Source organism: Streptomyces sp. 2114.4, assembly GCF_900187385.1.
Classification (GTDB): domain Bacteria; phylum Actinomycetota; class Actinomycetes; order Streptomycetales; family Streptomycetaceae; genus Streptomyces; species Streptomyces mooreae.
In genome coordinates this window covers 5,812,339-5,839,166 of the sequence record NZ_FYEY01000001.1, presented here as the reverse complement: position 1 = coordinate 5,839,166, position 26,828 = coordinate 5,812,339, and the positions used below count along the sequence as shown (strand labels likewise).

The following is a 26,828-nucleotide window of genomic DNA, read 5'->3' as shown; positions in this document are numbered from 1 at the left end:
CCGGGTTAGGGGGCTGGCCCTACAAGTGGTGCATAGGTTGGGGGCACCCACCACTTGAAGGTAAAAGCGACGTTGCAGAGACTATGCCTTCAAGTTTCGAAGTCAATAGGCCGAGATGAATTTGTTTCTCGGCCACTCGAGAGGCAGTTCGTTCAAGTTCTGAACTGATGCAGTGTCGGACACTCCGGGCGATCAAAGGCGGCTCCGAGGAGGGCCCCGACAGACACCGATTCCGGTCGATATCACCCCTGACCGACGCGGGCCCGCTCCGCCGCCACCGCGCTCAGTGCAGCCGCTGGCTGATGACCTTGGTGACGCCGTCCCCCTGCATCGATACCCCGTAAAGGGCGTCCGCGACCTCCATCGTCCGCTTCTGATGCGTGATCACGATCAGCTGGGAGCTCTCCTGCAACTCCTCCATGATCCCGATCAGCCGCTGCAGATTGGTGTCGTCCAGGGCGGCCTCCACCTCGTCCATGACGTAGAACGGGCTGGGCCGCGCCTTGAAGATCGACACCAGCAGCGCCACCGCGGTCAGCGACCGCTCACCACCGGACAGCAGCGACAGCCGCTTGACCTTCTTCCCCGGCGGGCGCGCCTCCACATCCACCCCGGTCGCCAGCATGTCGTCCGGATCGGTCAGCACCAACCGCCCCTCGCCACCCGGGAAGAGCCGCGCGAAGACGCCCTCGAACTCGCGTGCGGTGTCGTGGTAGGCCTCGGTGAAGACCTGTTCCACCCGCTCGTCGACCTCCTTGACCACCTGCATCAGATCGGCGCGGGTCTTCTTCAAGTCTTCAAGCTGCTCGCTGAGGAACTTGTGCCGCTCCTCCAATGCGGCGAACTCCTCCAATGCCAGCGGATTCACCTTCCCGAGCTGCTGATACGCCCGCTCGGCCGCCTTGAGCCGTTTTTCCTGCTCGGCCCGTACGTAGGGCACCGGCTGGTGGCGCGGATGCTCCGGATCCTCCGGAAGCACCTCACCGTCGGCGGCCGGCGACGGCGGGACCAACTGCTCGGGGCCGTACTCGGACACCAGCCCGGCCGGCTCCACCCCCAGCTCCTCCAGCGCCTTGGTCTCCAGCTGCTCGATCCGCAGTCGCTTCTCCGCGCCCAGCACCTCGCCGCGGTGCATCGAGTCCGTCAGCTTGTCCAGCTCGGACTTCACCTCCCGGCCCTGGTTGCGCTCGGCCACCAGCGCCTGCTCCCGCTCGGCCTTGGCCCGCTCCGCCGCGCCCCGCTCATCCTCGGCCCGTACGGCCGACACCTCGACATGGGCCAGCAGCTGCCGGGCCCCGGCGGCGACCGCCCCGGCCACCTGCGCCTCGTGCCGCAGCCGTGCGCGCCGCCGCTCGGCCCGCAGCCGCGCCTCGCGTTCGGCGCGCGCCCCCCGGTCCAGCGCATCCGCGCGCCCGGCGAGCGCCTTGACCCGCTCCTCGTGCGTCCGCGCCTGCAGCCGGGCCTCCATCTCGGTCTGCCGCGCATTGGCACCGTCGGCGGCCAGCCGGTCCCGCACGGAGGTATCGGGCTCCTCGTCGCCGACGCCCGGCTCCTCCTCGGCCACCGCAAGGCGCTCGGCCAGCTCCTCGGCCTCCTCGGTGGCCCGCGCCAGCGCCTCCTCGGCCTTGGCCGCCGCCGCGCCGGCCCGCTCGGCCTCCCCCGCGGCCGCCCGCGCCTGCCCGCCGAGCCGGCCGAGGTCCCCGGCGACCTTCGACTTCTCCCGGTCCGCCGCCCGCCACCGCTCGGCCAGCTCCTCCACCAGCGCGGCACACGCCGTATGGCGTTCCGCCGCGGCCCGCTGCGCCCCTGCCAACTCCTCGCAGCGCGCTGCCAGCTCCTCCAGCTCGGCGGCCGCCTCGTCGACGGAGGCCTGCACCTCCAGCAGGCTGGGCGCACCGGCGGAGCCGCCGTGTGCGAAATGCGCCCCGAGCAGATCGCCCTCACCGGTCACCGCCGTCAGCTCCGGGCGCGCGGCCACCAGCTCCTCGGCGTCCTCCAGCGTCCCGACCACCACGACATCCCGCAGCAGCCGGGCCACGGCGGCCGTCAACTCCGCGGGCCCTCGCACCAGTTCCTCCGCGGGTACGGGTCCGGAACGGGGCCCGGGAACGCGGTGCCCGGCGGGCCCGGCGGCGCCCGGTCCCGCGACCGCGCCCCCCGGCACCTGAACGGCGGCCGCGGCGACCTCCGAGGCCCCGGTGATCTCCCCGGCCTCCGCCGCCCGCGCGGGCGCAGGTACCCGCCCCGCACCCCGCAGGCCCCCGCTTCCCCCCAGCACCATCGCCGCCCGCCCCGCGTCCTGGCTGCGCAGCAGCCGGATGGCCTCGGCGGCGGCGTCCGGGCCGGTGACGGCGAGGGCGTCCGCGGCCACGCCGAGGGCGGCCGCCACCGGGATCTCGAAACCGGGGGTGACGGTCAGCAGCTCCGCCGCCGGACCGAGCAGGCCGGTGAGCCGGCCTGCGGCGGCCAGCAGCGCACCGGTGCCGTCCTTGCGGCGCAGTCCCAGCGCCAGCGCGTCATGCCGTGCGGCGGTCGCGGCCCGTTCGCGCTCGGCCGTGCTCAGCGCCTCCCGCGCGGCGGAGAGTGCGGACTCCGCCTCCGCCAGATCGTGGCGGGCCGCCTCGTGCCGCTCGGCGATCTCCTGGTCGTCCGCGTCCAGCCCGTCGACCTCGGCCTTGAGCTGTTCGTACTCCTCCTGGGCGGTGGCCGCCCGGCGCCGGGCGTCGTCCCTGGCCTCGGCCAGCCGGCCGATCTCCGCCTGCGCCGAGGCGGCCCGGCCACGGGCGGCGGTGACCTGTCCGCTCAGCCGGGCCAGGCCCTCGCGGCGGTCGGCGATGGCCCGGGCGGCGTCCCGCAGCCGGCGCTCCTCGTCCGCCAATTGCCGCTCCAGTTCGGCACGGTGTTCGACGGTGTCCTCCAGCGCCCGGCTCGCCGCCTCCAGCGCGGCCGTCAACTCCGCCTCCTGCTCGCGGATCCGGGCCGCCTCGCGCTCCATGTCCTCGGGGTCGCGCCCGTGCCGCTCCTCCGGCGGGGCCGCCGAAGCGCTCTTGACCCGCGCCTCGGCCAGCGAGATCGTGCCGCGCACCCGCTCCGCGAGCTGGGAGAGCTCATGCCAGGTCTGCTGGGCGCGCTGCACCCGGGGCGTCAGGGTGCGCACCTCCTCCTCCAGGGCCGCCTCGTGCTGCTGAGCGGTGCGCAGCCGGATCTCGGCGGCCTCCTTGCGTTCCTTGAGCGCCGCCTCGTCCGCGATCTCGGCGCGCAGCGCCCGGCGCAGGCTGACGAGGTCGTCGGCGAGCAGCCGCAGCCGGGCGTCCCGCAGGTCCGCCTGGATGACGGCGGCGCGCCGGGCGACCGCGGCCTGCCGCCCCAGCGGCTTGAGCTGGCGCCGCAGCTCATCGGTCAGGTCCTGGACGCGGGCGAGGTTGGCCTTCATCGCGTCCAGCTTCCGCAGCGCCTTCTCCTTGCGCTTGCGGTGCTTGAGGACACCGGCCGCTTCCTCGATGAAGGCCCGGCGCCCCATCGGGTCGGCATGCAGGACGGAGTCGAGCTGGCCCTGTCCGACGATGACGTGCATCTCCCGGCCGATACCGGAATCGGAGAGCAATTCCTGGATGTCCAGCAGCCGGCAGGTGTCGCCGTTGATCTGGTATTCGCTGCCGCCGTTGCGGAACATGATCCGGGTCAGGGTGACTTCGGCGTATTCGATCGGCAGTGCACCGTCGGCGTTGTCGATGGTGAGCGAGACCTCGGCACGGCCGAGCGGCGGCCGCCCGGTCGTCCCGGCGAAGATGACGTCCTCCATCTTCCCGCCGCGCAGCGACTTGGCTCCCTGCTCACCCATGACCCAGGACAGCGCGTCCACCACATTGGACTTACCGGAGCCGTTCGGGCCCACGACGCAGGTGATGCCCGGTTCGAACCGGAGCGTCGTGGCGGAGGCGAAGGACTTGAAACCTCGCAGGGTCAGACTCTTGAGATGCACGCCGTGGGACTCTACCGGCCGCCCATCGGGGGACGACTCCCAACATTCCGGCGCCGATCACCCACCCGTACGGCCCCCGGGTATACCGCACCGTTCATTTTCGGTTTCATCGCCGAAAGCGCAGGGCACATCATGCGGTAAGGGAGGGGCGGCACTGCTGAAGTGGCCGGAAGGTCCGAATAGGCCGCAAATCGAAAGAGCCGGAAACGACGAAGGGACGCCGAAGCGTCCCTTGCAGATCTTGAAGAGAGCGGTGCCTCAAGCGGCTGGCGAGCAGCCCTACCGGCCCTGAGGTGGGGGTCAGGTGAGCGCGGGCTCCGCCTGGGGTACGTCGATGTCGAGCATCGAGTCGTCGCGACGTGCGGCAGCGGACAGCATGTCGTTTTCGGCCTGCATCCGAATAAGTTCGGATTCAAGGTCTTGGACGCGCTGCTGAAGCCGTCGCATCTCGGAGAGGACTCGAGGGTCGGAGCCGCCGACGTAACCGAGAAGCGCCTTTGCCATGATGGATGGTCCTCCACAATGAGTGACCGACCGAAGCGGTGTGGGTCGTGAGGGATTCGCACCCGCGGTGCTTGTCATTCTCTGCGTGTACTCAATGCCAAACAGCTAAGGTGCGCGGGGATTCCAGAGTCTCACCAAACGGTTTGACGGTCAACACGATCACGCCCCGTATCCTCGGGCACCTGAGAGTGCGCGGCCGCGAGGGCGCTGCGCCGACTCCCCAGAAAGGTCCCGCGGGGGCGTAGAGATCATCCGTACAGCGGCAGCCTTGCACGGGTCGGCCGGATTGGCAACCACCAGGCCTTATCTCCTGTGAGCAGCCGACAAGGACGCCTTGGCAAGATCGCCCGTGACGGCCGCGGGGGCGGTTCCGGCGGACCCGCTCAGCGGATTTCGAAGCCGTCGTAACCGCCGCGGGGCGTGTCCCATATCTCAGTGACTCCGTCGACCCGCCCGGGCGTGTCTCCGGTGCGGAGCCAGTCCAGCAACGCGTCGCAGTGATCCTTCGGGCCCTCGGCGACCACCTGGACACGGCCGTCACCGAGATTGACCGCAAATCCGGAGAGTTCGCCGATGCGAAGGGCGTTGGCCCGGGTGAACCAACGGAACCCGACGCCTTGGACTTGACCACGCACCCAGGCGGTCACACGGACATCTTCGTTCATGTGTGCACGCTAACTGGCCAATTGCTCAGCAGTCACTTCTGCCCCTCCGTCATGGCGTACAGTCCCCCGACAAGCGAGGCTCACTCTTATGGGTGAGCCGTCTTGACGCCCAAGAAGCTTTGCGGCGTTAGCCGCTCCCGTGGAGCCGGTGCTTGTACCCGGGGGAAGGAAGACAGCAGATGGGCCGCCATCGACGCTCTGCTCCCCCAGTCCCCGACGCCCCTGGTGCGGGACCTGTTGACGCACCGCCGGCAGGGTACCCGGGCCCGTCCGCCGAGGGTCTGCGCCGTGGACGTCGCGCGGCCCCGCGTCGCGGGCGGGCCCCCGTACGCACCGGACTGCTCGGCGCCTCCGCGGTGATGGCGATGGGAGCCGTCGCGGCCGCCTCCGGACTGATCCCGGGCCACGGCCAGTTCGACGGGGGGACAGGCGGCGACCAGGGGGACCGGGGACGGGCCGGCGCGCTGCCGGAGGCCACCGAGCCGCTGGGCGGCGGGTCGGCATCCCCGTCCGACCGTGCCACGGAACAGGCCGGCCGCGGCAGCGCCCGCGCCACGGCCCCCGGCACCGGCCGTCCCTCCTCCCCCACCACCCCCTCGACGTCCCCCTCTCCACACCGGACGGCCGCCTCCCCCGGGAAGTCCGGGGCCCGCCGGTCCGCCGGGCCCGCCGAGCGGCCGTCGTCAGCCACGCCCGCCCGCGGCGCGGCTCCGTCGAAGGCCACCGATACCCAGTCATCCGCCGAGGCCCAGGTCCTGTCCCTGGTCAACCAGGAGCGCGCCCGGGCCGGCTGCTCCCCCGTCACGGCGGACAAGGAACTGGCGGGGCTCGCACAGCAGTTCAGTGACGACATGGCCCGGCGTGGCTTCTTCGACCACGCCGACCCGGACGGCGACACGCCCTGGGACCGCGCCCGTGACGCGGGCATCGACGACCTGGGCGGCGAGGACATAGCCCGCGGCCAGGCCACCGCCCAGGCCGTGATGGACTCCTGGATGAACAGCCCCGGCCACCGCGCCAACATCCTCAACTGCGAGTACAAGACCCTCGGCGTCGGCGCCCATGCCGGGCCGGGCGGCCCGTGGTGGACGCAGGACTTCGGCTTCTGAGGCCCGGACGGACGACGCCCGGCCGGGCTGGGACAACCCCGACGGCATGAGACGCCCGCGCCGCCCCGTGACGGATCACGGGGCGGCGCGGGCGTCTCCCTGTGCGGGAGCCGCGGGCGTGCGGGCCTCGCGGGCGTCTCGCACGCGAGGACCGCAGGGCTTGCGTCCCCGCGCGCCGGTCAGGCAGCGACGGCGGCGCGGCCCGCGGCGAAGATGCGGGCCTGCTCGGCGATACGGCGTCCGAGGTGTTCAGCGGTGGCGATATCGGCCTTGTGGACCGCCTCCGCGCCCTGGTCGTTGTCGGACTGCGCGCCCGCCCCCAGGAAGAAGCCGAGCCGGTTGAGGTCGTTCTCCGAGGCGGTGGAGGAGTTCCAGCCGGGGAGCAGGTTGAGGCTGACCCAGCTCATGCCGTGCTGGGCGGCGAGCACCGTGAAGAACTGCAGGGTGTGCAGCTTGTCCCCGCTCTTGGAGGCGGAGTTGGTGAAACCGGCCGCGAGCTTGTCCTGCCAGGCACGGGTCGCCCAGCGCTTGGCGGTCGCCTCGGCGAAGGTGTGGAACGCCCCGGAGGCCGTCCCCATGTAGGTCGGCGAACCGAAGACGATCGCGTCGGAGGCATCGAGCTGATCCCACTGGGCCTCGGTGATCTCGTCGACCTTGATCAGGTGGACGGTGGCCCCCGCCCCGGCGGCAGCGGCGCGGACGGCCTCGGCCAGTACGGCGGTGTGGCCGAAGCCGGAGTGGCAGGCGACGGAGACAACGGGGGCGGGCAGGGCGGAGCTGGTCACGGCGGTCTCTCCTCAGGGTCAACGACACCCCGGGACGGTCGGCGCCCGGGGACGTCGGGGTGTGATGGGAGAAGAAAAGCACTAACTTTTAGAAAGCGCAATCCATTGGTTAGCGCTGTGCGGGGGTATGGTGTCGGTATGGCGACCGAGGACCCTGCCGAAACGGCCGAGGAGCCGCCCGCCGACTGTGCGGACGACCTGGCCTATGACGTTTTCGCGCGCGACTGTCCCTCCCGTGACGCGCTCAAGCACGTCACCGACCGATGGGGCAGCCTGACGCTGGGCGCACTGCTCGACGGCACCTTCCGCTTCAACGAACTGCGCCGCCGGGTGCAAGGGGTGAGCGAGAAGATGCTGGCCCAGACGCTGCACGCACTGGAGCGGGACGGACTCGTCCACCGCGAGGCGCAGCAGACCAACCCGCCCCGGGTGGATTACGCGCTGACACCACTGGGCCACCAGGTCGCCCGCCAGCTGCAGCTGCTGATCGCCCTGGTGGAGGACCGGATGCCGCAGGTGCTCGAGGCCCGGGAGCGCTATGACGCCCGGCACCCCGCGGGCTGAGCCGGCGACCGCGCCGGCCCGCCGGGTTCAGCCGCGCGGCGGCCGCTGGCAGCGGGGGCAGAAGTAGCTGGACCGGTTCATCCAGGGACGGCGGCGGATCGGGGTACCGCAGCGGCGGCAGGGTTCGTCCTCGCGGCCGTAGGCGTCCAGGGAGCGGTCGAAGTAGCCGGACTCCCCGTTGACGTTGACATAGAGGCTGTCGAAGCTGGTGCCGCCGACGGCGAGCGCGGCATCCATCACCTCCCGTACGTGGCCGAGCAGTTCGGCGGTGCGCGGGCGGGTGAAGGTGGCGGTCGGCCGCTCGTAGTGGAGCTTGCTGCGCCACAGCGCCTCGTCCGCGTAGATGTTGCCGACGCCGCTGATCAGCGTCTGGTCGAGCAGCGCCCGTTTGATGGTGGTGCGGCGACGGCGCAGCGCGTCGTGGAAGGCGGTGTCGTCGAAGGCATCGTCGAGCGGGTCGCGGGCGATGTGCGCGATCACGTCGGGGAGGTGGTCGGCGTCGCCGGGGACGGTGTCGTGCAGCGAGAGGCCGCCGAAGGTGCGCTGGTCGACGAAGCGGAGTTCGGTGCCGAGGTCGTCGGCGAAGCGGAGCCGGATCCGCAGATGCTTCTCGTCCGGGGCGCCCTGCGGCTGGACGAGCAACTGGCCGCTCATCCCGAGGTGGGCGAGGATCGCCAGGCCGTGGGTGACGGACGGTGTGACCCTCGGGGGAAGGCCTTCGGCGGCGGTCTGGGCGGCCGGGCCCCCGCCGGTCACCGGGAGCCAGAGGTACTTGCCGCGCCGGCGTGCCGCGCCGAGCCGCAGACCCATGAGCCGGGCCGCGAAATCGGCCGCACCGGCTGTGTGCCGGCGGATCGCGCGCGGGTGCCGCACCTCGACCTCGTCGATCGTACGGCCGCTGACCCAGCGCTCCAGTCCGCGGCGTACGACCTCGACCTCGGGCAGCTCGGGCACGGGACTCCTTGGGGCAACTGGGGGACGACAGCCGCAGCGTACCTCTCCCCTCCGGGGGCCCAGGCGCCCGCCCGGCACCGCGCGCACGGGGCTTGGGACAAGAAGGACCCCCGGTGCGCCGAAGCGCAACGGGGGTGGGGTGCCGCGCCGCAAAGGCGTGCGCCGTACGGCTAGCCGACGGTGTCCTCCGGGACGGTCTCGGCGGGCTCTGCCGCCTTGGCCGCCTCGGCCACCTTGGCCGCCTCGTCCGCCGCGGCGCGGATCTCGCGCCATGCGGATTCGGCCGCCTGCTGCTCGGCTTCCTTCTTGCTGCGGCCGGTGCCGGTGCCGTACGAGACACCACCGACGCGGGCGGCAGCAGTAAAGGTCTTCTCGTGGTCCGGTCCGGTCTCCGTGACCAAGTACTCCGGAACCCCGAGGCCTTCGGTCGCGGTGAGCTCCTGGAGGCTGGTCTTCCAGTCCAGGCCCGCGCCCAGGCTGGAGGACTTCTCGATGAGCGGGTCGAAGAGCCGGTGCACCAGCTCGCCGGCCGCGTCGAGGCCCTGGTCGAGATAGACCGCGCCGATCACCGCTTCGAGGGTGTCGGCGAGGATGGATGCCTTGTCCCGGCCGCCCGTGCCCTCTTCGCCCCGTCCGAGGCGGATGAAGGCACCGAGGTCGAGGCCGCGGCCCACCTCGGCGAGTGCACGCGAGTTGACCACCGCGGCCCGGAGCTTGGCCAGCTGGCCCTCGGGCAGATCGGGGTGGATGCGGTACAGCGTGTCCGTGACCACCAGGCCGAGCACCGAATCCCCGAGGAATTCCAGCCGCTCGTTGGTGGGCAGACCGCCGTTCTCGTATGCGTACGAGCGGTGCGTCAGCGCACGCACCAGAAGGGCGGACTCGAGCTTGTACCCGAGCCGCCCTTCCAGAAGCGTGTGAGACGAGGCCGTGTCCGCCGGAGTCGGTTCATCCCCGCGTTTGCGGGAAGTCGAATTGGCGTCTGACATGAAGCCTGTCACCAGCCGCTCAGACCTCGAGGACCTGGCGCTTGTTGTAGGTGCCGCAGCTCGGGCACGCGATGTGCTGCTGCTTCGGCTCGTGGCAGCGCTCGCACGCCACCAGGGTGGGGACCGCAGCCTTCCACTGCGACCGGCGGTGGCGCGTGTTGCTGCGCGACATCTTCCGCTTCGGAACAGCCACGGCTACTTCTCCTGCTTCTCGTCGACGCCCGCTTCGGCGCCGCCCATGTTGTCCTTCTCGCCGTCCTTGACGGTCCCGGCGAGTCCCTGCAGTGCCGCCCAACGGATGTCGACGGCGTCGTGGTGGTGGTCCGGGTCGTCCGCCAGCCGCACTCCGCAGTCGGAGCACAGGCCGGGGCAGTCGTCCTGGCACACCGGCTGCATCGGCAGTGCAAGCACCACCGCGTCACGCAGCACGGGTTCGAGGTCGAACAGGTCGTCCTCGAGGAAGAGGGTGTCCTCCTCGTCCTCGGCGTCGTCGCCGGCGTCCTCATGGACCCTGGCGTCGGCGTCGGGGTAGGCGAACATCTCCTGGAAATCCGCGTCGAGCTCTCGCTCCAGCGGCTCCAGACACCTTACGCACTCCCCCTTGACGGTTGCACGGCCGGTGCCTGTGACAAGCACCCCGTCCATGACCGATTCCAGGCGGAGGTCGAGCTCGATCGGTGCGCCCTCGGGCACGCCGATGACCTCATTGCCAAGGTCCCGGGGGGCCTCGACGGAGCGGGAAGTCTTCTTGAGCGCACCGGGACGCCGGCCCAGCTCGCGCGTGTCGAACACGAGAGGGGAACGGTGGTCGAGGCGGGCGTTGATGGCTTCCTGCTTTCTGTGGGTTTTCCGTGCCGTCCGTACTCCTGCGGGACAGGATCCGGGCAGCAGAGATCGCGGAGATACGCGCGACCGAAGAGCCAGGATACTGGACGGGCCCCGATAGGCCCAATCCGCTCCCGGCCCCCTCCCCGGCCCGCGGGCGGGGCCGCCTACTGGCGTCCCTCTTCGTACGCCCTGAGCTGGTCCAGGTCGATCATGCTGGTGTCGAAGAGGCTGGTCTCGTCCAGGGCGCCGGGCTGCGCGGGGTGGCCGTGCGGGGGCTGCTGGGGCTGCTGGGGCACCTGCTGCTGGAGGTAGGCGTTCGGGTCGTAGCCCTGCTGCTGGGCCTGCTGCCAGTCGTAGCCGTACGGGTCCTGCTGCTGGGCGTACGGGACCTCCTGGGGCTGCTGATAGCCGTAGACGTCCTGCTGCGGGTAGACCGCCGGGTCGGTGTAGTAGCCCTGCTGCTGGAGCTGTGGCTGGAGGGGCTGCTGGTGCTCCTGGGGCTGGGGTTGCGCCTGGGGCATGGGAGGTGCCTGGGGCATCGGGGGCGCCTGGGGCGGCTGCTGCTCCTGCTCGGCGCCGATGCCCGCCAGGCCGGCGAGATAGTCGGCGTCGGCCTGGTGCCCGGCCTGCGGGTCGCCCTGCGCGGCCAGGTGGAGGCCCAGCTCATCGATCGCACGGGCCCCCTGGAGTTTGTCGCGGCCCCGGCCGACCGCCTCCAGTGTCTTGGTCAGTACGGCCTGGAACGCCCCGAACTTGGCGTCCACATAGGCGTCGGCGCGCTGCCGCAGGGTCTCCGGGTCCGCGCTGCGCTCCGGGGGCTGGGTGCCGTCCTCGTCCGGGAAGGCCTGCCCCTCCGAGGCCGGGTCGCGGCCGAGCAGCTTCTCGCGCCCGCGGTCGACGGACCCGATGGTCTTGGTCAGCACGACCTCGAAGTTGGCGAGCTTGCTGTCGACGTAGTCGTCGGCCTCGGCGCGGATCTCCTCCGCCTCCCGGCGGGCCTCCGCGAGGATCCGGTCCGCCTCGTCCTGGGACTGCCGGGCGACCTCGGTGTCCGAGATCAGCGATCCGCGCTGGGCGTGCGCGGTCTCGATGATCCGCTCCGCCTCCGCCCGCGCCTGCTCGACCATCTGCTCCCGCCCGCCCAGCAGCTCCTGCGCCTGCGCGAGGGAACCCGGGAGCGCCGCCCGCACCTCCTCCAGCATGGCAAGCAGCTCGGCGCGGTTGACCACGCACGAGGCCGACATGGGCATGGACCGGGCACCGCCGACGGTCGCGACGATGTCGTCGAGCTTCTTCTGCACGTCCACCTTGGACTCGCCACTCTCTGAAGGGGTTGGAACGACGGAACGGGACGACTGTACGTCCACGGCCCCTTTCCCCGACACCAACTGACGCCCCATCAGCCGGGCATCGGGCCGGTGCGCCCGGCGGGCGTCAGCCCTTGTTCCGCAGGCGCTCGGTCAGCGCCTCCAGGACGAACGACGGCACCAGATGCGAGACATCACCGCCCCAGGCGGCGACCTCCTTGACGAGGCTGGAGGAGAGGAAGCTGTAGGTGGGGTTGGTGGGGACGAACAGCGTCTCCACCCCCGACAGGCCGTTGTTCATCTGGGCCATCTGCAGCTCGTAGTCGAAGTCGCTGACGGCGCGCAGCCCCTTGACGATCGCGGGGATGTCGCGCTGCTTGCAGAAGTCGACGAGCAGGCCGTGGAAGGACTCGACCTCCACATTGCCGTACTCGGCGGTGGCCCGGCGGATCAGGTCGATCCGCTCGTCGACCGTGAACAGCCCCTGCTTGGACTGGTTGATCATCACGGCGACGTGGACGACGTCGTACAGCTTGGAGGCACGGGCGATGATGTCCAGGTGCCCGTTGGTGATGGGGTCGAATGACCCCGGACAGACGGCGCGGCGCAACTCGGGTTCCTCGCTCTCCGATCCGGTCATGACACGCTTACTGACGTCGATTCGGCGGACGTCGAAGCGGCGCGACCGTACCAAAGCGTCCCCTCGCCGTAACGACGGGCCTTGATCGCTGCGAAACCGTCCGGCCAGGGGAACGCGCCGCCTCGGGTACTGCGTTCCACGGTGACGAGTGCGTCGTCGGCAAGCCAGCCCTGACCACGGAGTGTGAGCAGGATCTCGCACAGTTCCGCGTCGGTCACCACATAGGGCGGGTCCAGGAAGACGATGTCGTACGGCTCGCCCGGGGGCGGTGCGGCGGCGGTCTGCTCGGCCTTGCCGGCCCGGACGTCGACGCCCGGGAGGCCGACCGCACGGACGTTGTCCCGGATGGTGCGCACGGCGCGGGCATCGGCCTCGACCAGCAGGACGTGTGCGGCGCCGCGGGAGAGCGCTTCCAGGCCGACCGCGCCGGAGCCGCCGTACAGGTCGAGCACCCGGGCGCCGCCGAGCGGCCCGTCGAGGGATTCCCAGGTGGAGAACATGCCCTCGCGCGCACGGTCGGAGGTCGGGCGGGTGCCGTTTCCCGGGGGTACGGCCAGGCGGCGGCCGCCGGCCGTACCGGCGATCACGCGGGTCATGGGCCCGTCCTTACGTTGCGCGTGGTCGGTGAGGAGGAGCCGGGCGGGCTCCGCTCCTCCACGATATTCCGTCGGCCGGGGCCCGGCGTCCGGCCGGGGCTTCCCGGAGGCACACCCGGTGGTGATCGATCTCACGTGGTGGCGGGCCGTTGGGCCGTGGGCGGGCGGTCCGGGGCCGCGGGCGGCGGTCCTGAGCGGGGGCGGACGGTGAACCGGACGCCGCCGGACGCGTCCCGACAAGGCCGCGGACCCGGCTCACCCCTTGTCCAGATACTGCTCCCGGTCCTCGTCCAGCAGGGCGGACAGGGCGATCCGCAGCTCCGGATATCCGGTCAGCTCGGGGTCGGCGGTGACCAGCGCGGTGGCCTCCTCGCGGGCGGCCGCGATCACCTCCTCGTCCTCGATGACCGCGAGCATCCGCAGCGACGAGCGGACGCCGGACTGTGCCTGGCCCAGGACATCGCCCTCGCGCCGCTGTTCCAGGTCGATACGGGAGAGTTCGAAGCCGTCGAGGGTGGCGGCCACCGCGGCGAGCCGGGCGCGGGCCGGGCTGGCCTCGGGCATCTCGCTGACCAGGAGGCACAGGCCGGGCGCGGCGCCACGGCCGACCCGGCCGCGGAGCTGGTGCAGCTGGGAGACGCCGAAACGGTCGGCGTCCATGATCACCATGGCGGTGGCGTTCGGGACGTTCACCCCGACCTCGATGACGGTCGTCGCCACCAGCACATCCAGCTCACCGGCGGCGAACCGGCGCATCACGTCGTCCTTGTCGTCGGGCGCCATCCGGCCGTGGAGGACCGCCACCCGCAGCCCGGCGAGCGGCCCCTCGGCGAGCTGCCCGGCGATGTCGAGCACCGCGAGCGGGGGCCGCTTCTCCTCCGCGTCCTCCGGTGAACCCGCCTGGTCGGCGGCCCCCTTGGAGCCGGCCCCCTTCTTCGCCCCCTTGGGCGCGTCCTCCTCGTCGCCGATCCGGGGACACACCACATAGCCCTGGTGTCCGGCCGCCACCTCTTCGCGGACCCGCTCCCAGGCGCGAGCGAGGAAGTGCGGCTTGTCCTTGGCGGGCACCACATGGGTGGCGATCGGCGAGCGTCCGGCGGGGAGTTGGTCCAGGACGGAGGTCTCCAGATCGCCGAAGACGGTCATGGCGACCGTGCGCGGAATGGGGGTCGCCGTCATGACCAGGAGGTGCGGCGGTTGCTTGCCCTTGCCGCGCAGCGCGTCCCGCTGCTCGACGCCGAAGCGGTGCTGTTCGTCGACGACGACCAGGCCCAGGTCGTGGAACTGCACCTTGTCCTCGATCAGGGCATGGGTGCCGACGACGATGCCGGCCTCGCCGGTGACCAGATCGAGCAGCGCCTGCCGGCGGGCGGCGGCGCCCATGGACCCGGTCAGCAGCACCACCTTGGTGCCCTGCTCCGCGCCGCCGAGCATCCCGCCCTCGGCCAGCTTCCCCATCATCTCGGTGATCGAGCGGTGGTGCTGCTGGGCAAGGACCTCGGTCGGCGCCAGCATCGCGGCCTGGCCGCCGCTGTCGACCACACCGAGCATGGCGCGCAGCGCGACCATGGTGTTGTGGGTGACGGTGAAGTGGTCGGTCACATAGGCATGGTCCGGGTGCCGGACGCTGATGCACCGGACGGGCTTGCGGCCCACGTACTCGATGGCCCGGATCGCGCGCCCGAAGCCTGCTCCGCCCTCCTCCGGCAGCGCCACGTCGACGTCGTAGGTCCCCTCCCCCACGGCGCTCAGCAGCGCCCGTCCGCCCAGCGAGCGCACCAGCCACGCGAGGTCGTCGGCCAGCGGGCGGTGCGCGGCACGGAACACCGCGGCGGCGCCGGCGGTTCCGTTTCCGGCCTCCAGCAGGCCCCGCAGGACGGCCAGCCGGTCCTTGAGCGGCGCGTTGCGGTAGGCGTCCGGCACCCGGGCCGCCGGGTCGCGGTCCGCGGCCAGCCCCCGGCCCAGCAGATACGGATCGAGCGGCCGGTCCCCGCCGTCGTCGAGGTCCACCGCTACGGCCGCGGCGATGGACCACCGGGGGCGGCCGTCGGGGTCGTTCAGGTCCCGGCGCAGCTCGCGGGTGGTCAGCACCCTCTCCTGGGCCTCGCAGGACCGGACGATCCACAGATGCTCGTCGTCGCACTCGACGGCGCTGCCGTCCGAGAGCACCAGCCGCCACACCTCGCGCTCGCCCTGCGGGAAGACGCCGTCCACCACGGCGAGCTCACCGGTGGGCACCACCACTTCGGTGCCGACGGTCATCTCCCCCATGGGACGGAAGCCGCGCGGTGTCAGCACCAGCGCGTCCAGCGGCTGGGCCTTGCCGGAGCCCACCTCGCCCTGGAGGAGGCGGTGCATGGGGTGTTCGGTCGCCAGGTCGTCGAAGATCTCCCGGCTGACCTTCCGCTGGCCGTCGGTGAGCGTGAAGGGCAGCTTCGCGTCGAAGGCGTCGAGGATGCCGCCGGCGGTCGACGTCCTTGCCACCGCGGGGAGTTGGGTCTCCGCGAGGCGGCGCCGGGCGAGCGCGACCTGCAGGACGAACGCCTCGTCCCACTTCAGCCGGTCCCGCGCGGCGGCGATATCGGCCTTGCTCGCCGGGCGGTGGATCTTGAGCAGCGCCTCGGTGAGCGGGACCAGCTCCCGGCCGTCCCGGAGCGCTCCGGGCAGCGGATCGACGGCGTCGCGCGCGCTGGGCAGCACCGCGTCGACCGCCTTGGAGATCTTCCAGGACGCCATCTGCTGGCAGGCCGGGTAGATCGGCAGGAGCTGGCCGGCGAAGGCGCTCACCGCATCCGCCCCGCCCTCGGCGTCGCCGTCGAGGAGCTCGTAATCGGGGTGGGCGAGCTGGAGTTTGCGCTGGAAGACCGACACCTTGCCGGCGAACATCGCCCGGCGTCCGGGCACCAGATCCTTGTGCGGCTTGTGGATGCCCTTGCCGAAGAAGACCAGCCGGAGGCGGCCGCTGCCGTCGGTGAGCGTCACCTCGAGGCGCTGTCCCCGGCCGCCGTTGAACTTCAGCACCCGGGAGTCGGCGACCTGGGCGACGACCGTGACGTGTTCGTCCAGCGGGAGGTCCGAGAGGCGGGTCAGTTCGCCACGCTCGGCATAGCGGCGCGGATAGTGGTGCAACAGGTCGCCGACCGTATGCAGGTCGAGATGCTCGGCCAGCACCTTTGCGGTGGTGCCACCGAGAATTTTCTTGAGAGGTTCGTCGAGCGCTGCCACGCCTCTATTGCACACCACGCCTGTGACAATCGCGGCCGGCGCAGCCGCCCGGCGCGCTCCCACCGGCCCCGCACGCTCGCGCGGGCCCCGACGCCCGCCCCGGCCGCACCGCGCGCTCGCCCCGGCCCGCCCGGCGCGCTCACTCCACGCCGATGAGCAACGGCGTGGCGTGCTGGCCCCCGTCGTAGACGACCGTGTCCACGGCGAGATGACGCTCGCGGACGTACTCCTCCAGCCGCCCGGCGAGCCCGTCGGGCGCCTTGGCGCCGAGGACCAGGGTCACCATCTCCCCGCCCGCCGACAGCATCCGGTCGAGCACCGTCATCGCGGTGCCGGTGAGGTCGGAGCCGATCACCGCGACATCGCCGTCGATCAGGCCGAGGACGTCCCCGGCCTGGCAGACGCCGGCCATCGTCCACGACTGCCGCTCGGCGAGGGCCAGCTCGGCGTAGCGGGTGGCGCCCGCGGCCGCGGTCATCGCGACCACGTCCTCGTCGAAGCTGCGGCCCGGTGCGTGCACGGCCAGCGCCGCGAGTCCCTGGACGGCGGAGCGGGTGGGGATGAGCGCGACCCGTACGCCGTCGGCGCGGGCCTCCTCGGCGGCGGCCGCCGCGGTGTGCCGCAGCTCGGCGTCGTTCGCCAGCAGCATCACCTCACGGGCGTGCGCCTGCCGGATCGCCTGCACCAGTTCGCCGCTGGCGGGCGGCTCCCCGGGGCGTACCGGGACGGGGGTCGCGCCGGCCTGGGCGCACAGTCCGGCGAGCCCGGCACCCGGCACCACCGCGACCACGGCCCGCGCCGTCATCTCCGGTTCCTTGGTGCGGGCGCCGCCGAAGTGCGTGATCCGGATCCGGTACGGGCGGCCCGCCTCGATGCCGGCCTCCACGGCGGCGCCCGCGTCGTCGACATGGACGTGGACGTTCCACAGGCCGTCCCCGCCGACCACCACCAGGGAGTCGCCGAGCCCGTCGAGCCGGGCCCGCAGCCCCGCCACGGCGTCGTCGTCGGCCTCCAGCAGATAGATCACCTCGAAGGCGGGCCCGGCCGGGTCCCCCCGGCCGTCCGCCACCGCCACCCGGCCCGCGACCTCGCAGCCGGCCGGCTCGGGGAGCGGCGCGTCGGCGCGTACCGCGACCGGCACCGCCGAGACCTCTCCGGACAGCGCATCGGCGAGCGCGCCCAGCAGCGCGACCAGTCCGCAGCCGCCGGCGTCCACGACACCTGCCCTGCCCAGCACCGCGAGCTGCCCGGGGGTCTGCTGCAGGGCGCTGCGGGCGCCGTCGTGGGCGGCGCGGGCGACCCCGGCGGCCCCGGCATCGTCGCCCGTGGCGCGCTCCGCGGCATCGGCGGCGGCGGTCGCCACCGTCAGGACGGTGCCCTCCACCGGGTGGGCGACGGCCTCGTAGGTCGATGCGGCGGCCCGGCGCAGCGCCCGCCGCAGGGCGTCGGCGGAGCCGTCGGTGGCGGCCAGCACCTCGGTCATCCCGCGCAGCAGCTGCGCCACGATCGTGCCGGAGTTGCCGCGCGCCCCGATGAGGGCGCCGTGTGCCATGGCGCCGATGGCATCGGCGAGACGGGGGGCGGTGCCGGCCGAGGCGTGCCCGTCGAAGGCGGCCTCGACCGCGCGGGCCGCCGATTCGAGGGTCAGATAGAGGTTGGTGCCGGTGTCGCCGTCGGCCACCGGGTAGACGTTGATCGCGTCGATCCGCTCGCGTTCCCGTCCCAGCGCCTCCAGTGCCAGTCCGCACCAGGAGCGGACCGCGGCGGCGTCGAGCGGGTACGGCACGTCGTCCTCCTGAGTCGCGGGATGCCACCGCACAGTAGCCGCGCTGCGGGGGCGGGGCCGGGGCGGGGGCCGGTGGGTGCGTGGTAGTTTCGCTCTACGGGAGCGGCCGTTGTATGCTGCTCCGGTTGCCCGATGCGAATCGGGCCATTCCTCTCCTGACGGCGTCGTTCGGGCAATGCACTCGGCTCGTCGGGATTTCACCGTAAGTGCATCTGAAGTCTTTGGAGTGACCCGTGGCTGCCAACTGCGACGTCTGCGGCAAGGGGCCGGGCTTCGGCAAGAGTGTCTCGCACTCGCATCGCCGTACCAACCGTCGTTGGAACCCCAACATCCAGACGGTGCGTGCAGTGATCGGGCGCACGCCGAAGCGGCTGAACGCTTGCACCTCGTGCATCAAGGCCGGCAAGGTCTCGCGCTGACGTCTTAGCCGTAGCGCAGCCCAGCCGGTTGCTTGGAAAGCCGGTCCACCTTCGTGGTGGACCGGCTTCTTCCTTTTCCGGGACAGGACACCGCGGCACCGCGCCCGGCCGCGGTGCACCCCCTCAGTGCGCGTCGCGCCGGCGCCAGCCGTGGTCCACGGGGCCGATGCCCGCGCCCAGCCGGAAGCCGGCCGCGAGGGCGCCGGTGACATAGTCCTTCGCGGCCGCGGTGGCCTGCGGGACCGTATCCCCCTTGGCGAGCTGCGCGGCGAGCGCGCTGGCGAGGGTGCAGCCGGTGCCGTGGGTGTGCCGGTTGTCGTGCCGCGGGGCGCGCAGCCAGTGCTCCTCGGTGCCGTCGGTGAGCAGGTCGACGGCGCTCTCGCCACGGCCGGCGGCGAGATGGCCGCCCTTGATGAGCGCCCAGCGCGGACCGAAGTCCAGGATCGCGGCGGCCGCCCGGCGCATATCGGCCTCCTCCTCGACGCGGATACCGGTCAGCTGGGCGACCTCGTCCAGGTTGGGGGTGGCGACGGTCGCCGTCGGCAGCAGCGCCGTGCGGACCGCGTCCAGGGCGGTGGCGGCGAGCAGTGCGTCGCCGTGCTTGGAGACCCCCACCGGGTCGATGACGACGGGGGCCCGCAGTCCGGCGAGCAGTTCGGCGACGGTCTCGACGAGTTCGGCCGAGGAGAGCATCCCGGTCTTCACCGCCTGGACGCCGATGTCGTCGACGACGCTGCGGAACTGGGCCCGCACGGCCTCGGCCGGCAGCTCCCACGCGCCCTGTACGCCCAGGGAGTTCTGGGCGGTGACGGCGGTGACCACGCTCATGCCGTGGGTGCCGAGCGCCAGCATCGTCTTGAGATCGGCCTGGATGCCCGCGCCGCCGCCGGAGTCGGACCCGGCGACGGTCAGGACGCGTGGAGGTATGTGCATACCGCCGAATCTACTCGGCGGCGCCCCGTGGTTCTGCGGGCGCCCGTGGTGGCACTGCCCGTGGCGTCGCCGCCCGTGGCCGTACGCGGCCTACTCGGCATCCCCGTTGTCGCCGAAGTGGTCCCAGCCGGCCTTCACCCAGGGGGCGCCGTCCACCGTCACCTGGGGCAGTGCGGAGGGGTGGAGCACTTCGCCGATGACCTTCCACCGGGCGGGCAGCTTCACGTCGGGCGGGAAGGTGGCGACGATCGCGTGGTCCTCGCCGCCGTTGAGCACCCACTGCATCGGGTCCACGCCGACGGCCGTGCCGATGTCGGACATCTGCGAGGGGATGTCGATACCGGCGGACCGCAGGTCGATCCGGACCTTGCTGGCCTCGGCGATGTGCCCGAGGTCGGCGACCAGTCCGTCGCTGACGTCCGTCATGGCGGTGGCGCCGAGTCCGGCGGCGGCCGGGCCCGCGTGGTACGGCGGCTCGGGGCGGCGGTGGGCCTCCACGAACGCGCGCGGCGAGCGGAAGCCGCGGGAGAGGACGGCGTGCCCGGCGGCGGACCAGCCGAGCCAGCCGGTCACCGCGACCACATCGCCGGGCTGGGCGCCGGCCCGGGTGACCGGCTCCTGGTTGCGCAAATCGCCGAGCGCGGTGATGGAGACGGTGATGGTGTCGCCGCGCACCACGTCCCCGCCGACGACCGCGGCGCCGGCCACCTGGCACTCGTCACGCAGCCCGTCCATCAGCTCGGTCGGCCAGGTGGCGGGGAGCTCCGCGGGCACCACCAGGCCGAGCAGGATCGCCGTGGGCACCGCGCCCATCGCCGCGATGTCGGCGAGGTTCTGCGCGGCGGCCTTGCGGCCGACGTCGTAGGCGGTGGACCAGTCGCGCCTGAAGTGCCGGCCCTCCAGGAGGATGTCGGTGCTGGCGACCACCCTCCGGTCCGGCGCGGTGACCACCGCGGCGTCGTCACCCGGCCCGATCCGTACGGCCGGAGTGGTGGTGAGCCGGGAGGTGAGCTCCCTGATCAGCCCGAACTCCCCCAGCTCGCCCACGGTGCCCTTCATGCTGTTGCCCTTCCCATGTGTACGGACGGTCCGTACGTGGCTGACGACTGTGCCGTACTTGCCGTGTTCACCGCGCGGGTCTCCCCGCTCCGCTCGGTGACGCGGTACCGTGGCGTCCCTTCTTCCCACATGATCCTCGTAGCCGCCCTGGAGGTTCCGTGGTACAGGCCTACATCCTGATCCAGACCGAGGTCGGCAAGGCCTCGGCGGTAGCTGAGACGATCTCCACGATCCATGGTGTGCTGCAGGCCGAGGATGTGACCGGTCCCTACGACGTCATCGTGCGCGCTCAGGCCGGCACGGTCGATGAGCTGGGCCGCATGGTGGTCGCGAAGGTCCAGCAAGTCGAAGGCATCACGCGCACCCTTACCTGCCCGGTCGTCCATCTCTAGCACCCCCGTATCCTCGGCCGGGTGATCTCTACGCGCCGCCGGTACCTGGCCCTTCCGGTGCTCACCGTGCTCTTCGCCGCGGTGAGCTGTTCCTCTTCCGAGGAGGTGGCCGCGCCCTCCCCCAAGGGTGCGGCGGCGCGGTACTGCAAGGCGTTGCACAAGGAGTTGCCGCCGACCGTGGACGGGCTGAAGCGGGGTACCCCCGAGCCCGTATCCGACTTCACTGCCATATGGGGCGATCCTGCCGTGAAACTGCGCTGCGGGGTGCCGAAGCCCGACGTCCTGACGTACGGGAGTGAACATTACAACCCCGGTGCCGACGCGGCGGAAGTCAACGGGGTCGAATGGCTCTTTGAGAAGCAGGACGACGGTTACCGCTTCACGACGGTGCTGCGCAAGGCCTACGTCGAGGTGACCGTTCCCGGGAAGTACGCCCCCGAGGTCGATGTGCTCACCGATCTCGGGGGCGCCGTGAAGAAGACGGTTCCCACCGGGGTGTAGGGGCCCTGGGACGACTCCCCCGAAAGGGCGGACCGGCCGCCCGGCACGGGCAGCCGGCTCAGCGCAGTCCCGTGGAGCGCTGCAGTGCGGCCTGCAGGAGCCGGTCGATCAGCTCCGGGTAGCTCACACCGCTCTCCTGCCACATCCGCGGGTACATCGAGATGGGCGTGAAGCCGGGAAGCGTGTTGATCTCGTTGATCACGAACTCGCCGTTGTCCTGCAGGAAGAAGTCCGCCCGCACCAGTCCCTCGCAGGACGCCGCCTCGAAGGCCGCGACGGCCAGCTCCTGGACCTTCGCGGTCTGCTCCTCGCTCAGCGGGGCCGGCACGATCCCGTCCGCCGAGTCGATGTACTTGGCCTCGAAGTCGTAGAAGTCGTGCGCGGTGACCGGCGGAATCTCGGCCGGCACGCTGGCCCGCGGGCCGTCCTCGAACTCCAGCACCCCGCACTCGATCTCGCGGCCGCGCAGCAGCGACTCCACGAGGATCTTGGGGTCGTGCCGGCGGGCCTCCTCGATCGCCTCGTCCAGGCCGCCGAGGTCGTCGACCTTGGTGATGCCCATGGACGAGCCGGCCCGGGCGGGCTTCACGAAGAGCGGCCAGCCGTGCTCGCCGGCGAAGTCCACGATCTTCCTGCGGGCGGCCGCAGGATCCTTTTCCCACTCGCGGGGGCGGATGACCTCGTACGGGCCGACCGGCAGCCCGAAGGAGGTGAACACCCGCTTCATGTAGTCCTTGTCCTGGCCGACGGCGGAGGCGAGCACGCCCGAGCCGACGTAGGGCACGCCGGAGAGCTCCAGCAGGCCCTGCAGGGTGCCGTCCTCGCCGTAGGGGCCGTGCAGCACGGGGAAGACGACGTCGACCTCGCCCAGCGCCTTGGGGACCGAGCCCGGCTCGCTGTAGACGACCTCACGGTTGGTGGGGTCGACGGGGAGCACCACGGCGCCCTCGGTGGACTCGGCGAGCGCGGCCACCGAGGGCAGCTGCCGGTCCGCGATGGCCATCCGCTCGGGGTCGTCGGCGGTCAGCGCCCAGCGGCCGTCGGTGGTGATGCCGATGGGCAGCACGTCGTACTTCTCACGGTCGATGGCGCGCAGCACGGCGCCGGCCGTGAGCACGGAGATCGCGTGCTCGGAGCTGCGGCCGCCGAACACGACGGCGACGCGGGGCTTGTGTGGGGAGGTCTCGCTGCTCATATCGGGTTGAGGGTACCTGCTGACCGGCGCGGAGTCAGTGCTGTGGCGGCCGTTGGTGGCGTCGCGCCGACCTCCGCCACTGGGGCCGGGGGCCGGGCACCCGGACGGAACGGGACCGGAGCGGACGTTTCGGCTCCGGTTTCAGTGCCGTTCGGACTTGGCGCTGCGCGACATCAGCTCCTTGAGGGCGACCATCGGCGGCTTGCCCTCGTGGACGATCTCCACGACCGTCTCGGTGAGCGGCATGTCGACACCGTGCCTGCGGGCCAGATCCCGTACGGATTCGCAGGACTTGACGCCCTCGGCGGTCTGTTTGGTGACCGCGATGGTCTCCTCGAGCGTCATCCCGCGGCCGAGGTTGGTGCCGAAGGTGTTGTTGCGCGACAGCGGCGAGGAGCAGGTGGCGACGAGGTCGCCCATGCCGGCCAGCCCGGCGAAGGTGTGCGCGTCGGCGCCCATCGCCAGGCCGAGCCGGGTGGTCTCGGCCAGACCGCGGGTGATCAGGGACGCCTTGGCGTTGTCGCCCAGGCCCATGCCGGTGGCGATGCCGACGGCGAGTGCGATGACGTTCTTGACCGCGCCGCCCAGTTCACAGCCCACCACGTCGGTGTTGGTGTACGGGCGGAAGTACGAGGTGTGGCAGGCGGTCTGGAAGCGCCGGGCGACCGCCTCGTCGGCGCAGGCCACCACGGCGGCGGCGGGCTGCCGGGCGGCGATCTCCTTGGCGAGGTTGGGCCCGGTCAGCACGGCGACGCGCTCCGCGGGGACCTTGGCCACCTCCTCGATGACCTCGCTCATGCGCTTGGCCGTGCCCAGTTCGACGCCCTTCATCAGGGAGACCAGGACCGTCCCGTCGGGCAGCAGCGGCGCCCATTCGGCGAGATTGCCGCGCAGCGTCTGGGCGGGCACCGCCAGCACCGCGAACTCCGCGCCGCGCGCCGCCTGTGCCGGGTCGGTGGTGGCCCGTACGGACGCGGGCAGCTCGACCCCCGGCAGGTAGTCGGGGTTGGTACGGCCGTTGTTGACGGCGTCGACCAGGGCCGTACGGCGTCCCCACAGGGTCACCTCGCATCCCGCGTCGGCGAGCACCATCGCGAAGGCGGTACCCCAGGACCCCGTGCCGTAGACGGCGCAGCGCGTCACTTGCTTTCATCCTCCTGTGCCTGCTGGGTGCTTCGGGCCTGCTGCGGGCCGACGGCCGGTTCCGGGGCGGCGGCCCGCTCGGCGGGAGCCCGGTCCGCAGCGGCGCCCTGAACCGCCTTGGCGGCTTCCCGGGCGGCGCGGCGCTCCCGGGCGATCGCCTTGCGCCAGTCGTACGGTTCGGCCGGCGCGGGCTCGCCGCGCACGACGGCCAGCTGCTCGGTGATCGCGGCCATGATGACCTCGGTGGCGGCCCGCAGCACCTCGGCGGTCGGCTCCTGGTCGTAGAACGCGCTCAGGTCGACCGGTGGCCCGGCCTGCACCCGCAGCGTCTTGCGCGGCAGGAGGCGGAGCTTCTTCTCCTTGGCGTACGGCGGCATCGCGTCGTTGGCGCCCCACTGCGCGACGGGAATGACCGGCGCCTTGGTCAGCAATGCCACCCGGGCGGCACCGGTCTTGCCCTGCATGGGCCACAGCTCGGGGTCGCGGGTGAGGGTGCCCTCGGGGTAGAAGGCGACGCATTCACCCTTCTCGATGGCGCTGACGGCGGCGCGGAAGGCGGTGGCGGCGTCGGTGGTTTCCCGGTAGACGGGGATCTGCCCGGTGCCGCGCATCATCAGGCCGACAAAGCCGCTCTTGAAGAGTCCGGCCTTGGCGAGGAATCGGGGGACCCGCCCGGTGTTGTACTGATAGTGCGCATAGGAGAGCGGATCAAGATACGAGTTGTGGTTGACCGCGGTGATAAATCCGCCGTCGGCCGGAATGTGCTCCATTCCCTGCCAGTCCCGCTTGAACAGAACCAAGAGCGGCGGTTTGCAGATGACCGCGGCCAAGCGGTACCAGAAGCCGATTCTGCGGCGGGACACTGGGACACCCTCCTTGTGGGACCTGCAAAGCTGCTGCGGGCCGGCAGCCGCACAAGTGTCGCCCCAGGTACCCGCTATGTCGAGGACACCGTAACCCCGACGCTCCCGGAGAGCGGCGGCAGCAGGTGACAATGGCGCCGATGCGAAGAGACGGAGCGGATGTGGGCTGGAGCCTGGTGGTACCGCTGAAACCGCTGCTGCAGGCCAAGAGCAGGCTCTCCCGGGCCGCTGGGGAGGAGTTTCGGCCACGTCTGGCCCTCGCGTTCGCCCTGGACACCGTGACAGCCGCGCTGGCCTGCAAGGACGTCCGGGATGTGGCGGTTGTCACGGACGACCGGGTGGCCGGTGAGCGACTGGCGGCGCTGGGCGCGCGCATCGTGCCCGACACACCGGCCGGCGGGCTCAACGCGGCGCTGGCCCATGGCGCGGGCGCGGTCCGGGCGCGTCGCCCGGGCGCGGCGGTCGCCGCGCTGAACGCCGATCTTCCGGCGCTGCGCCCCGCCGAGCTGGAACAGGTGCTCCATTCCGCTTCGCTATTTCCCCGTGCATTTCTCGCGGATGCGGCGGATATCGGGACAACACTTCTGACCGCGACTTCCGGAGTGGAATTGGAACCGGCATTCGGAGGTGCGTCCCGGGCCCGTCACCTGGCATCCGGGGCCCGGGAGATCATCACGTCCACGGTGCCCTCGGTACGCCGGGACGTGGACACCGGCGAGGATCTGCTGGCCGCGCTGGCACTGGGCGTGGGCCCGCACACGGCGCTCCAGGCGCCGCATCTGGCGGGCGTGGCGGGCCGGTCCGCCACGGTCACCGAGGCGCCGGACGGCTCCTCGCGGCTGCTGCCGCCGCAGGTCAAAGCGTCCGGAGCGTGATCGCTCAACGCGTCCGGAGACGAGCGGTCAAGGCCCCCGGAGCGGGACCGGTCAGAGCGTCTGGAGCGTGATCAGGGCGATATGCCGGTCGTCCCCTTCGCCGGTGACGTCGATACGGACCCGCTGACCGGGCCGCAGCAGCAACAGACCGCCGGCGTCGAAGGCCGCCGCGTCGAAGGGCAGCGGGGTGCCGTCGTCCAGCAGCACGCTGCCGGAGCGGGTCTGGGAGTCGTACGTATACGCGGTGGCCTGCATGGGAGAGAGCCTAGACGAGCGGCCCCGGCCCCCTCCTGGCGCCCGTGGACCAGGAGAACCAGGGAGAGACCGGGGAGGTGGCCGGCCCCCGAAGGGCCCCGAACGCACCGCGGGCCGGGCTCCCCGAAGGGAGACCGGCCCGACGCGTGGCGTCGCCGCTGCTGCATTACCGCTTGCGCGCGGTGGTCTTCTTGGCGGTGGTCTTGCGTGCGGTGGCCTTCTTCGCGGGGGCCTTCTTCGCCGTCGCCTTCTTGGCGGGGGCGGTCTTCTTCGCGGTGGCCTTCTTCGCGGTGGTCTTCTTGGCCGGGGCCGCCTTCTTGGCGGTGGCCTTCGTGGCGGCCTTCTTCGCCGTCGTCTTCTTCGCCGTGGTCTTCTTCGCCGCGGTGGTCTTCTTCGCCGTCGTCTTCTTCGCCGTCGCCTTCTTCGCGGCGGTCTTCTTGGCGGTGGCCTTCTTGGCGGCGGCCTTCTTGATGGCCGTACCACCGGTGAGGCTGCCCTTGGGGGCCTTCTTGACCGAGACCTCTCCGCCCTTGGGGAGCTTCTTCGAGCCGCTGACCAGGTCCTTGAAGCCCTGACCGGCGCGGAAGCGCGGCACGGAGGTCTTCTTGACCCGCACGCGCTCACCCGTCTGCGGGTTGCGGGCGTAGCGGGCGGGGCGGTCGACCTTCTCGAACGAGCCGAATCCGGTGACCGAAACGCGGTCGCCGGAGACAACTGAACGGACGATTGCGTCCAGTACGGCGTCCACCGCGTCCGCGGCGTTCTGGCGGCCGCCGAGCTTGTCGGCAATGGCTTCTACGAGCTGCGCCTTGTTCACGTCTTCCCCTTCGGAGACATTGCTGGAACGAAAGTTTCCAAGCTTTTTCGCACGTTAGGCAGATATATACCGCAAATCAAACACGAAACGGGCTAATCACCCTTGTGCCGCAACGAACTCGACCTTCACGGACTTCCGTCGGCGCGCACATCTTCGGGATAACGACCTTCGTCGAGGTCTTCCATGAACCACTCCAGACGCCTTGCCGCGTCCGCAAGATCGTGTTTAGCCGCGGCCGTGATGACGAGCAGCTTCCGGGTCAGCGCCATCCGTACGCCCTCCGGGACTTGCAGTGTGCGCACTCTTGTATGCGCGTCCTTGAGCCGGTCGGCGACGAGACCGTAGAGCTCGAGTTGGTCGTCGCGTTCCATGCGCTAATTGTGCCATCTGCGGCGAGTTGTCGCTTCACGGGGCCTCAACAGCGGCCTCGACAAGCAGAAGC

Annotated in this window: 27 protein-coding genes; 6 read left to right on the top strand and 21 right to left on the bottom strand. The window is 71.6% G+C overall.

Annotation, left to right across the window (positions count from 1 at the left end; genetic code table 11):
• Positions 1-283: 283 nt before the first annotated feature.
• The 3 genes from CFW40_RS25820 to CFW40_RS25810 all read right to left on the bottom strand — a co-directional run bounded on the left by CFW40_RS25820 (position 284) and on the right by CFW40_RS25810 (position 5,151).
• The gene (locus CFW40_RS25820; RefSeq protein WP_088800270.1) at positions 284-3,982 is read right to left on the bottom strand and encodes an AAA family ATPase; all 3,699 of its coding nucleotides are present in this window, start codon (positions 3,980-3,982) and stop codon (positions 284-286) included.
• A gap of 300 nt (positions 3,983-4,282) precedes the next feature.
• Positions 4,283-4,486, bottom strand: a complete 204-nt coding sequence (locus tag CFW40_RS25815; protein WP_006602857.1) for a hypothetical protein — start codon at positions 4,484-4,486, stop codon at positions 4,283-4,285.
• Between the two features lie 383 nt (positions 4,487-4,869).
• Positions 4,870-5,151, bottom strand: a complete 282-nt coding sequence (locus tag CFW40_RS25810) for an acylphosphatase (protein WP_088800269.1) — start codon at positions 5,149-5,151, stop codon at positions 4,870-4,872.
• A gap of 365 nt (positions 5,152-5,516) precedes the next feature.
• On the opposite strand from CFW40_RS25810, the gene CFW40_RS25805 reads away from it, so the two are divergent.
• Entirely contained in the window at positions 5,517-6,260 is a 744-nt protein-coding gene (locus CFW40_RS25805) for a CAP domain-containing protein (RefSeq protein ID WP_256331291.1), read from the top strand.
• A 179-nt stretch (positions 6,261-6,439) separates the two neighbouring features.
• On the opposite strand, the gene CFW40_RS25800 is transcribed toward CFW40_RS25805, so the two are convergent.
• The gene (locus CFW40_RS25800; RefSeq protein ID WP_088800267.1) at positions 6,440-7,045 is read right to left on the bottom strand and encodes a flavodoxin family protein; all 606 of its coding nucleotides are present in this window, start codon (positions 7,043-7,045) and stop codon (positions 6,440-6,442) included.
• 138 nt (positions 7,046-7,183) lie between these two features.
• On the opposite strand from CFW40_RS25800, the gene CFW40_RS25795 reads away from it, so the two are divergent.
• Entirely contained in the window at positions 7,184-7,609 is a 426-nt protein-coding gene (locus CFW40_RS25795; protein WP_088800266.1) for a helix-turn-helix domain-containing protein, read from the top strand.
• Positions 7,610-7,636: 27 nt separating this feature from the next.
• Here CFW40_RS25795 and mutM read toward each other — a convergent pair whose 3' ends face one another.
• The 9 genes from mutM to CFW40_RS25750 all read right to left on the bottom strand — a co-directional run bounded on the left by mutM (position 7,637) and on the right by CFW40_RS25750 (position 17,934).
• Complete coding sequence (mutM, locus tag CFW40_RS25790) at positions 7,637-8,563, bottom strand: bifunctional DNA-formamidopyrimidine glycosylase/DNA-(apurinic or apyrimidinic site) lyase (RefSeq protein WP_088800265.1); 927 nt, start codon at positions 8,561-8,563, stop codon at positions 7,637-7,639.
• A 170-nt stretch (positions 8,564-8,733) separates the two neighbouring features.
• The gene (gene rnc / locus CFW40_RS25785) at positions 8,734-9,552 is read right to left on the bottom strand and encodes a ribonuclease III (protein WP_088800264.1); all 819 of its coding nucleotides are present in this window, start codon (positions 9,550-9,552) and stop codon (positions 8,734-8,736) included.
• A gap of 19 nt (positions 9,553-9,571) precedes the next feature.
• A complete protein-coding gene (rpmF, locus tag CFW40_RS25780) occupies positions 9,572-9,745 on the bottom strand; it encodes a 50S ribosomal protein L32 (RefSeq protein ID WP_003951102.1) in 174 nt (57 codons plus the stop codon).
• Positions 9,746-9,747: 2 nt separating this feature from the next.
• Entirely contained in the window at positions 9,748-10,377 is a 630-nt protein-coding gene (locus CFW40_RS25775) for a YceD family protein (RefSeq protein WP_088800263.1), read from the bottom strand.
• Between the two features lie 167 nt (positions 10,378-10,544).
• A complete protein-coding gene (locus tag CFW40_RS25770; RefSeq protein ID WP_088800262.1) occupies positions 10,545-11,687 on the bottom strand; it encodes a cell division initiation protein in 1,143 nt (380 codons plus the stop codon).
• A gap of 127 nt (positions 11,688-11,814) precedes the next feature.
• On the bottom strand, positions 11,815-12,327 hold the full coding sequence (gene coaD, locus CFW40_RS25765) for a pantetheine-phosphate adenylyltransferase (protein ID WP_088800261.1): 513 nt from the start codon (positions 12,325-12,327) through the stop codon (positions 11,815-11,817).
• Positions 12,324-12,923, bottom strand: a complete 600-nt coding sequence (gene rsmD, locus CFW40_RS25760) for a 16S rRNA (guanine(966)-N(2))-methyltransferase RsmD (RefSeq protein WP_088800260.1) — start codon at positions 12,921-12,923, stop codon at positions 12,324-12,326. Before rsmD ends, coaD begins: the two co-directional genes overlap by 4 nt.
• A gap of 255 nt (positions 12,924-13,178) precedes the next feature.
• On the bottom strand, positions 13,179-16,148 hold the full coding sequence (locus CFW40_RS25755) for a helicase-related protein (protein ID WP_088800259.1): 2,970 nt from the start codon (positions 16,146-16,148) through the stop codon (positions 13,179-13,181).
• Between the two features lie 139 nt (positions 16,149-16,287).
• On the bottom strand, positions 16,288-17,934 hold the full coding sequence (locus tag CFW40_RS25750; RefSeq protein ID WP_088800258.1) for a DAK2 domain-containing protein: 1,647 nt from the start codon (positions 17,932-17,934) through the stop codon (positions 16,288-16,290).
• A gap of 233 nt (positions 17,935-18,167) precedes the next feature.
• Between CFW40_RS25750 and rpmB the strand changes: the two genes are divergently transcribed.
• Positions 18,168-18,353: a 50S ribosomal protein L28 gene (gene rpmB, locus CFW40_RS25745; protein ID WP_018087178.1), complete on the top strand. Its 186-nt coding sequence runs from the start codon at positions 18,168-18,170 to the stop codon at positions 18,351-18,353.
• Positions 18,354-18,476: 123 nt separating this feature from the next.
• Here rpmB and thiD read toward each other — a convergent pair whose 3' ends face one another.
• Together thiD and CFW40_RS25735 are read right to left on the bottom strand one after the other, a co-directional pair.
• Entirely contained in the window at positions 18,477-19,286 is an 810-nt protein-coding gene (gene thiD, locus CFW40_RS25740) for a bifunctional hydroxymethylpyrimidine kinase/phosphomethylpyrimidine kinase (RefSeq protein ID WP_088800257.1), read from the bottom strand.
• A gap of 90 nt (positions 19,287-19,376) precedes the next feature.
• Positions 19,377-20,345, bottom strand: a complete 969-nt coding sequence (locus CFW40_RS25735; RefSeq protein ID WP_086720456.1) for a thiamine-phosphate kinase — start codon at positions 20,343-20,345, stop codon at positions 19,377-19,379.
• A 158-nt stretch (positions 20,346-20,503) separates the two neighbouring features.
• On the opposite strand from CFW40_RS25735, the gene CFW40_RS25730 reads away from it, so the two are divergent.
• Both CFW40_RS25730 and CFW40_RS25725 read left to right on the top strand, forming a co-directional pair.
• A complete protein-coding gene (locus CFW40_RS25730) occupies positions 20,504-20,737 on the top strand; it encodes an Lrp/AsnC ligand binding domain-containing protein (RefSeq protein ID WP_088800256.1) in 234 nt (77 codons plus the stop codon).
• Positions 20,738-20,758: 21 nt separating this feature from the next.
• Positions 20,759-21,238: a DUF3515 domain-containing protein gene (locus CFW40_RS25725; protein ID WP_088800255.1), complete on the top strand. Its 480-nt coding sequence runs from the start codon at positions 20,759-20,761 to the stop codon at positions 21,236-21,238.
• 58 nt (positions 21,239-21,296) lie between these two features.
• Here CFW40_RS25725 and CFW40_RS25720 read toward each other — a convergent pair whose 3' ends face one another.
• The 3 genes from CFW40_RS25720 to CFW40_RS25710 all read right to left on the bottom strand — a co-directional run bounded on the left by CFW40_RS25720 (position 21,297) and on the right by CFW40_RS25710 (position 24,439).
• Positions 21,297-22,433, bottom strand: coding sequence for a D-alanine--D-alanine ligase family protein (locus CFW40_RS25720; RefSeq protein ID WP_088800254.1), 1,137 nt, complete (start codon positions 22,431-22,433; stop codon positions 21,297-21,299).
• A 141-nt stretch (positions 22,434-22,574) separates the two neighbouring features.
• Positions 22,575-23,576, bottom strand: a complete 1,002-nt coding sequence (locus CFW40_RS25715; protein ID WP_088800253.1) for an NAD(P)H-dependent glycerol-3-phosphate dehydrogenase — start codon at positions 23,574-23,576, stop codon at positions 22,575-22,577.
• Positions 23,573-24,439 carry a 1-acyl-sn-glycerol-3-phosphate acyltransferase gene (locus CFW40_RS25710; RefSeq protein ID WP_088800252.1) on the bottom strand — a complete coding sequence of 289 codons (867 nt, stop codon included), beginning with the start codon at positions 24,437-24,439 and terminating at the stop codon, positions 23,573-23,575. The genes CFW40_RS25715 and CFW40_RS25710 overlap by 4 nt, the downstream gene beginning before the upstream one ends.
• A gap of 131 nt (positions 24,440-24,570) precedes the next feature.
• Between CFW40_RS25710 and cofC the strand changes: the two genes are divergently transcribed.
• Complete coding sequence (gene cofC / locus CFW40_RS25705) at positions 24,571-25,314, top strand: 2-phospho-L-lactate guanylyltransferase (RefSeq protein WP_088800251.1); 744 nt, start codon at positions 24,571-24,573, stop codon at positions 25,312-25,314.
• Between the two features lie 51 nt (positions 25,315-25,365).
• On the opposite strand, the gene CFW40_RS25700 is transcribed toward cofC, so the two are convergent.
• The 3 genes from CFW40_RS25700 to CFW40_RS25690 all read right to left on the bottom strand — a co-directional run bounded on the left by CFW40_RS25700 (position 25,366) and on the right by CFW40_RS25690 (position 26,757).
• A complete protein-coding gene (locus tag CFW40_RS25700; RefSeq protein WP_088800250.1) occupies positions 25,366-25,569 on the bottom strand; it encodes a hypothetical protein in 204 nt (67 codons plus the stop codon).
• A gap of 166 nt (positions 25,570-25,735) precedes the next feature.
• Positions 25,736-26,386 (bottom strand): HU family DNA-binding protein, encoded by a 651-nt coding sequence (locus tag CFW40_RS25695; RefSeq protein ID WP_088800249.1) that lies wholly within the window; start codon positions 26,384-26,386, stop codon positions 25,736-25,738.
• Positions 26,387-26,511: 125 nt separating this feature from the next.
• The gene (locus CFW40_RS25690; RefSeq protein WP_088800248.1) at positions 26,512-26,757 is read right to left on the bottom strand and encodes a hypothetical protein; all 246 of its coding nucleotides are present in this window, start codon (positions 26,755-26,757) and stop codon (positions 26,512-26,514) included.
• Positions 26,758-26,828 lie beyond the last annotated feature (71 nt).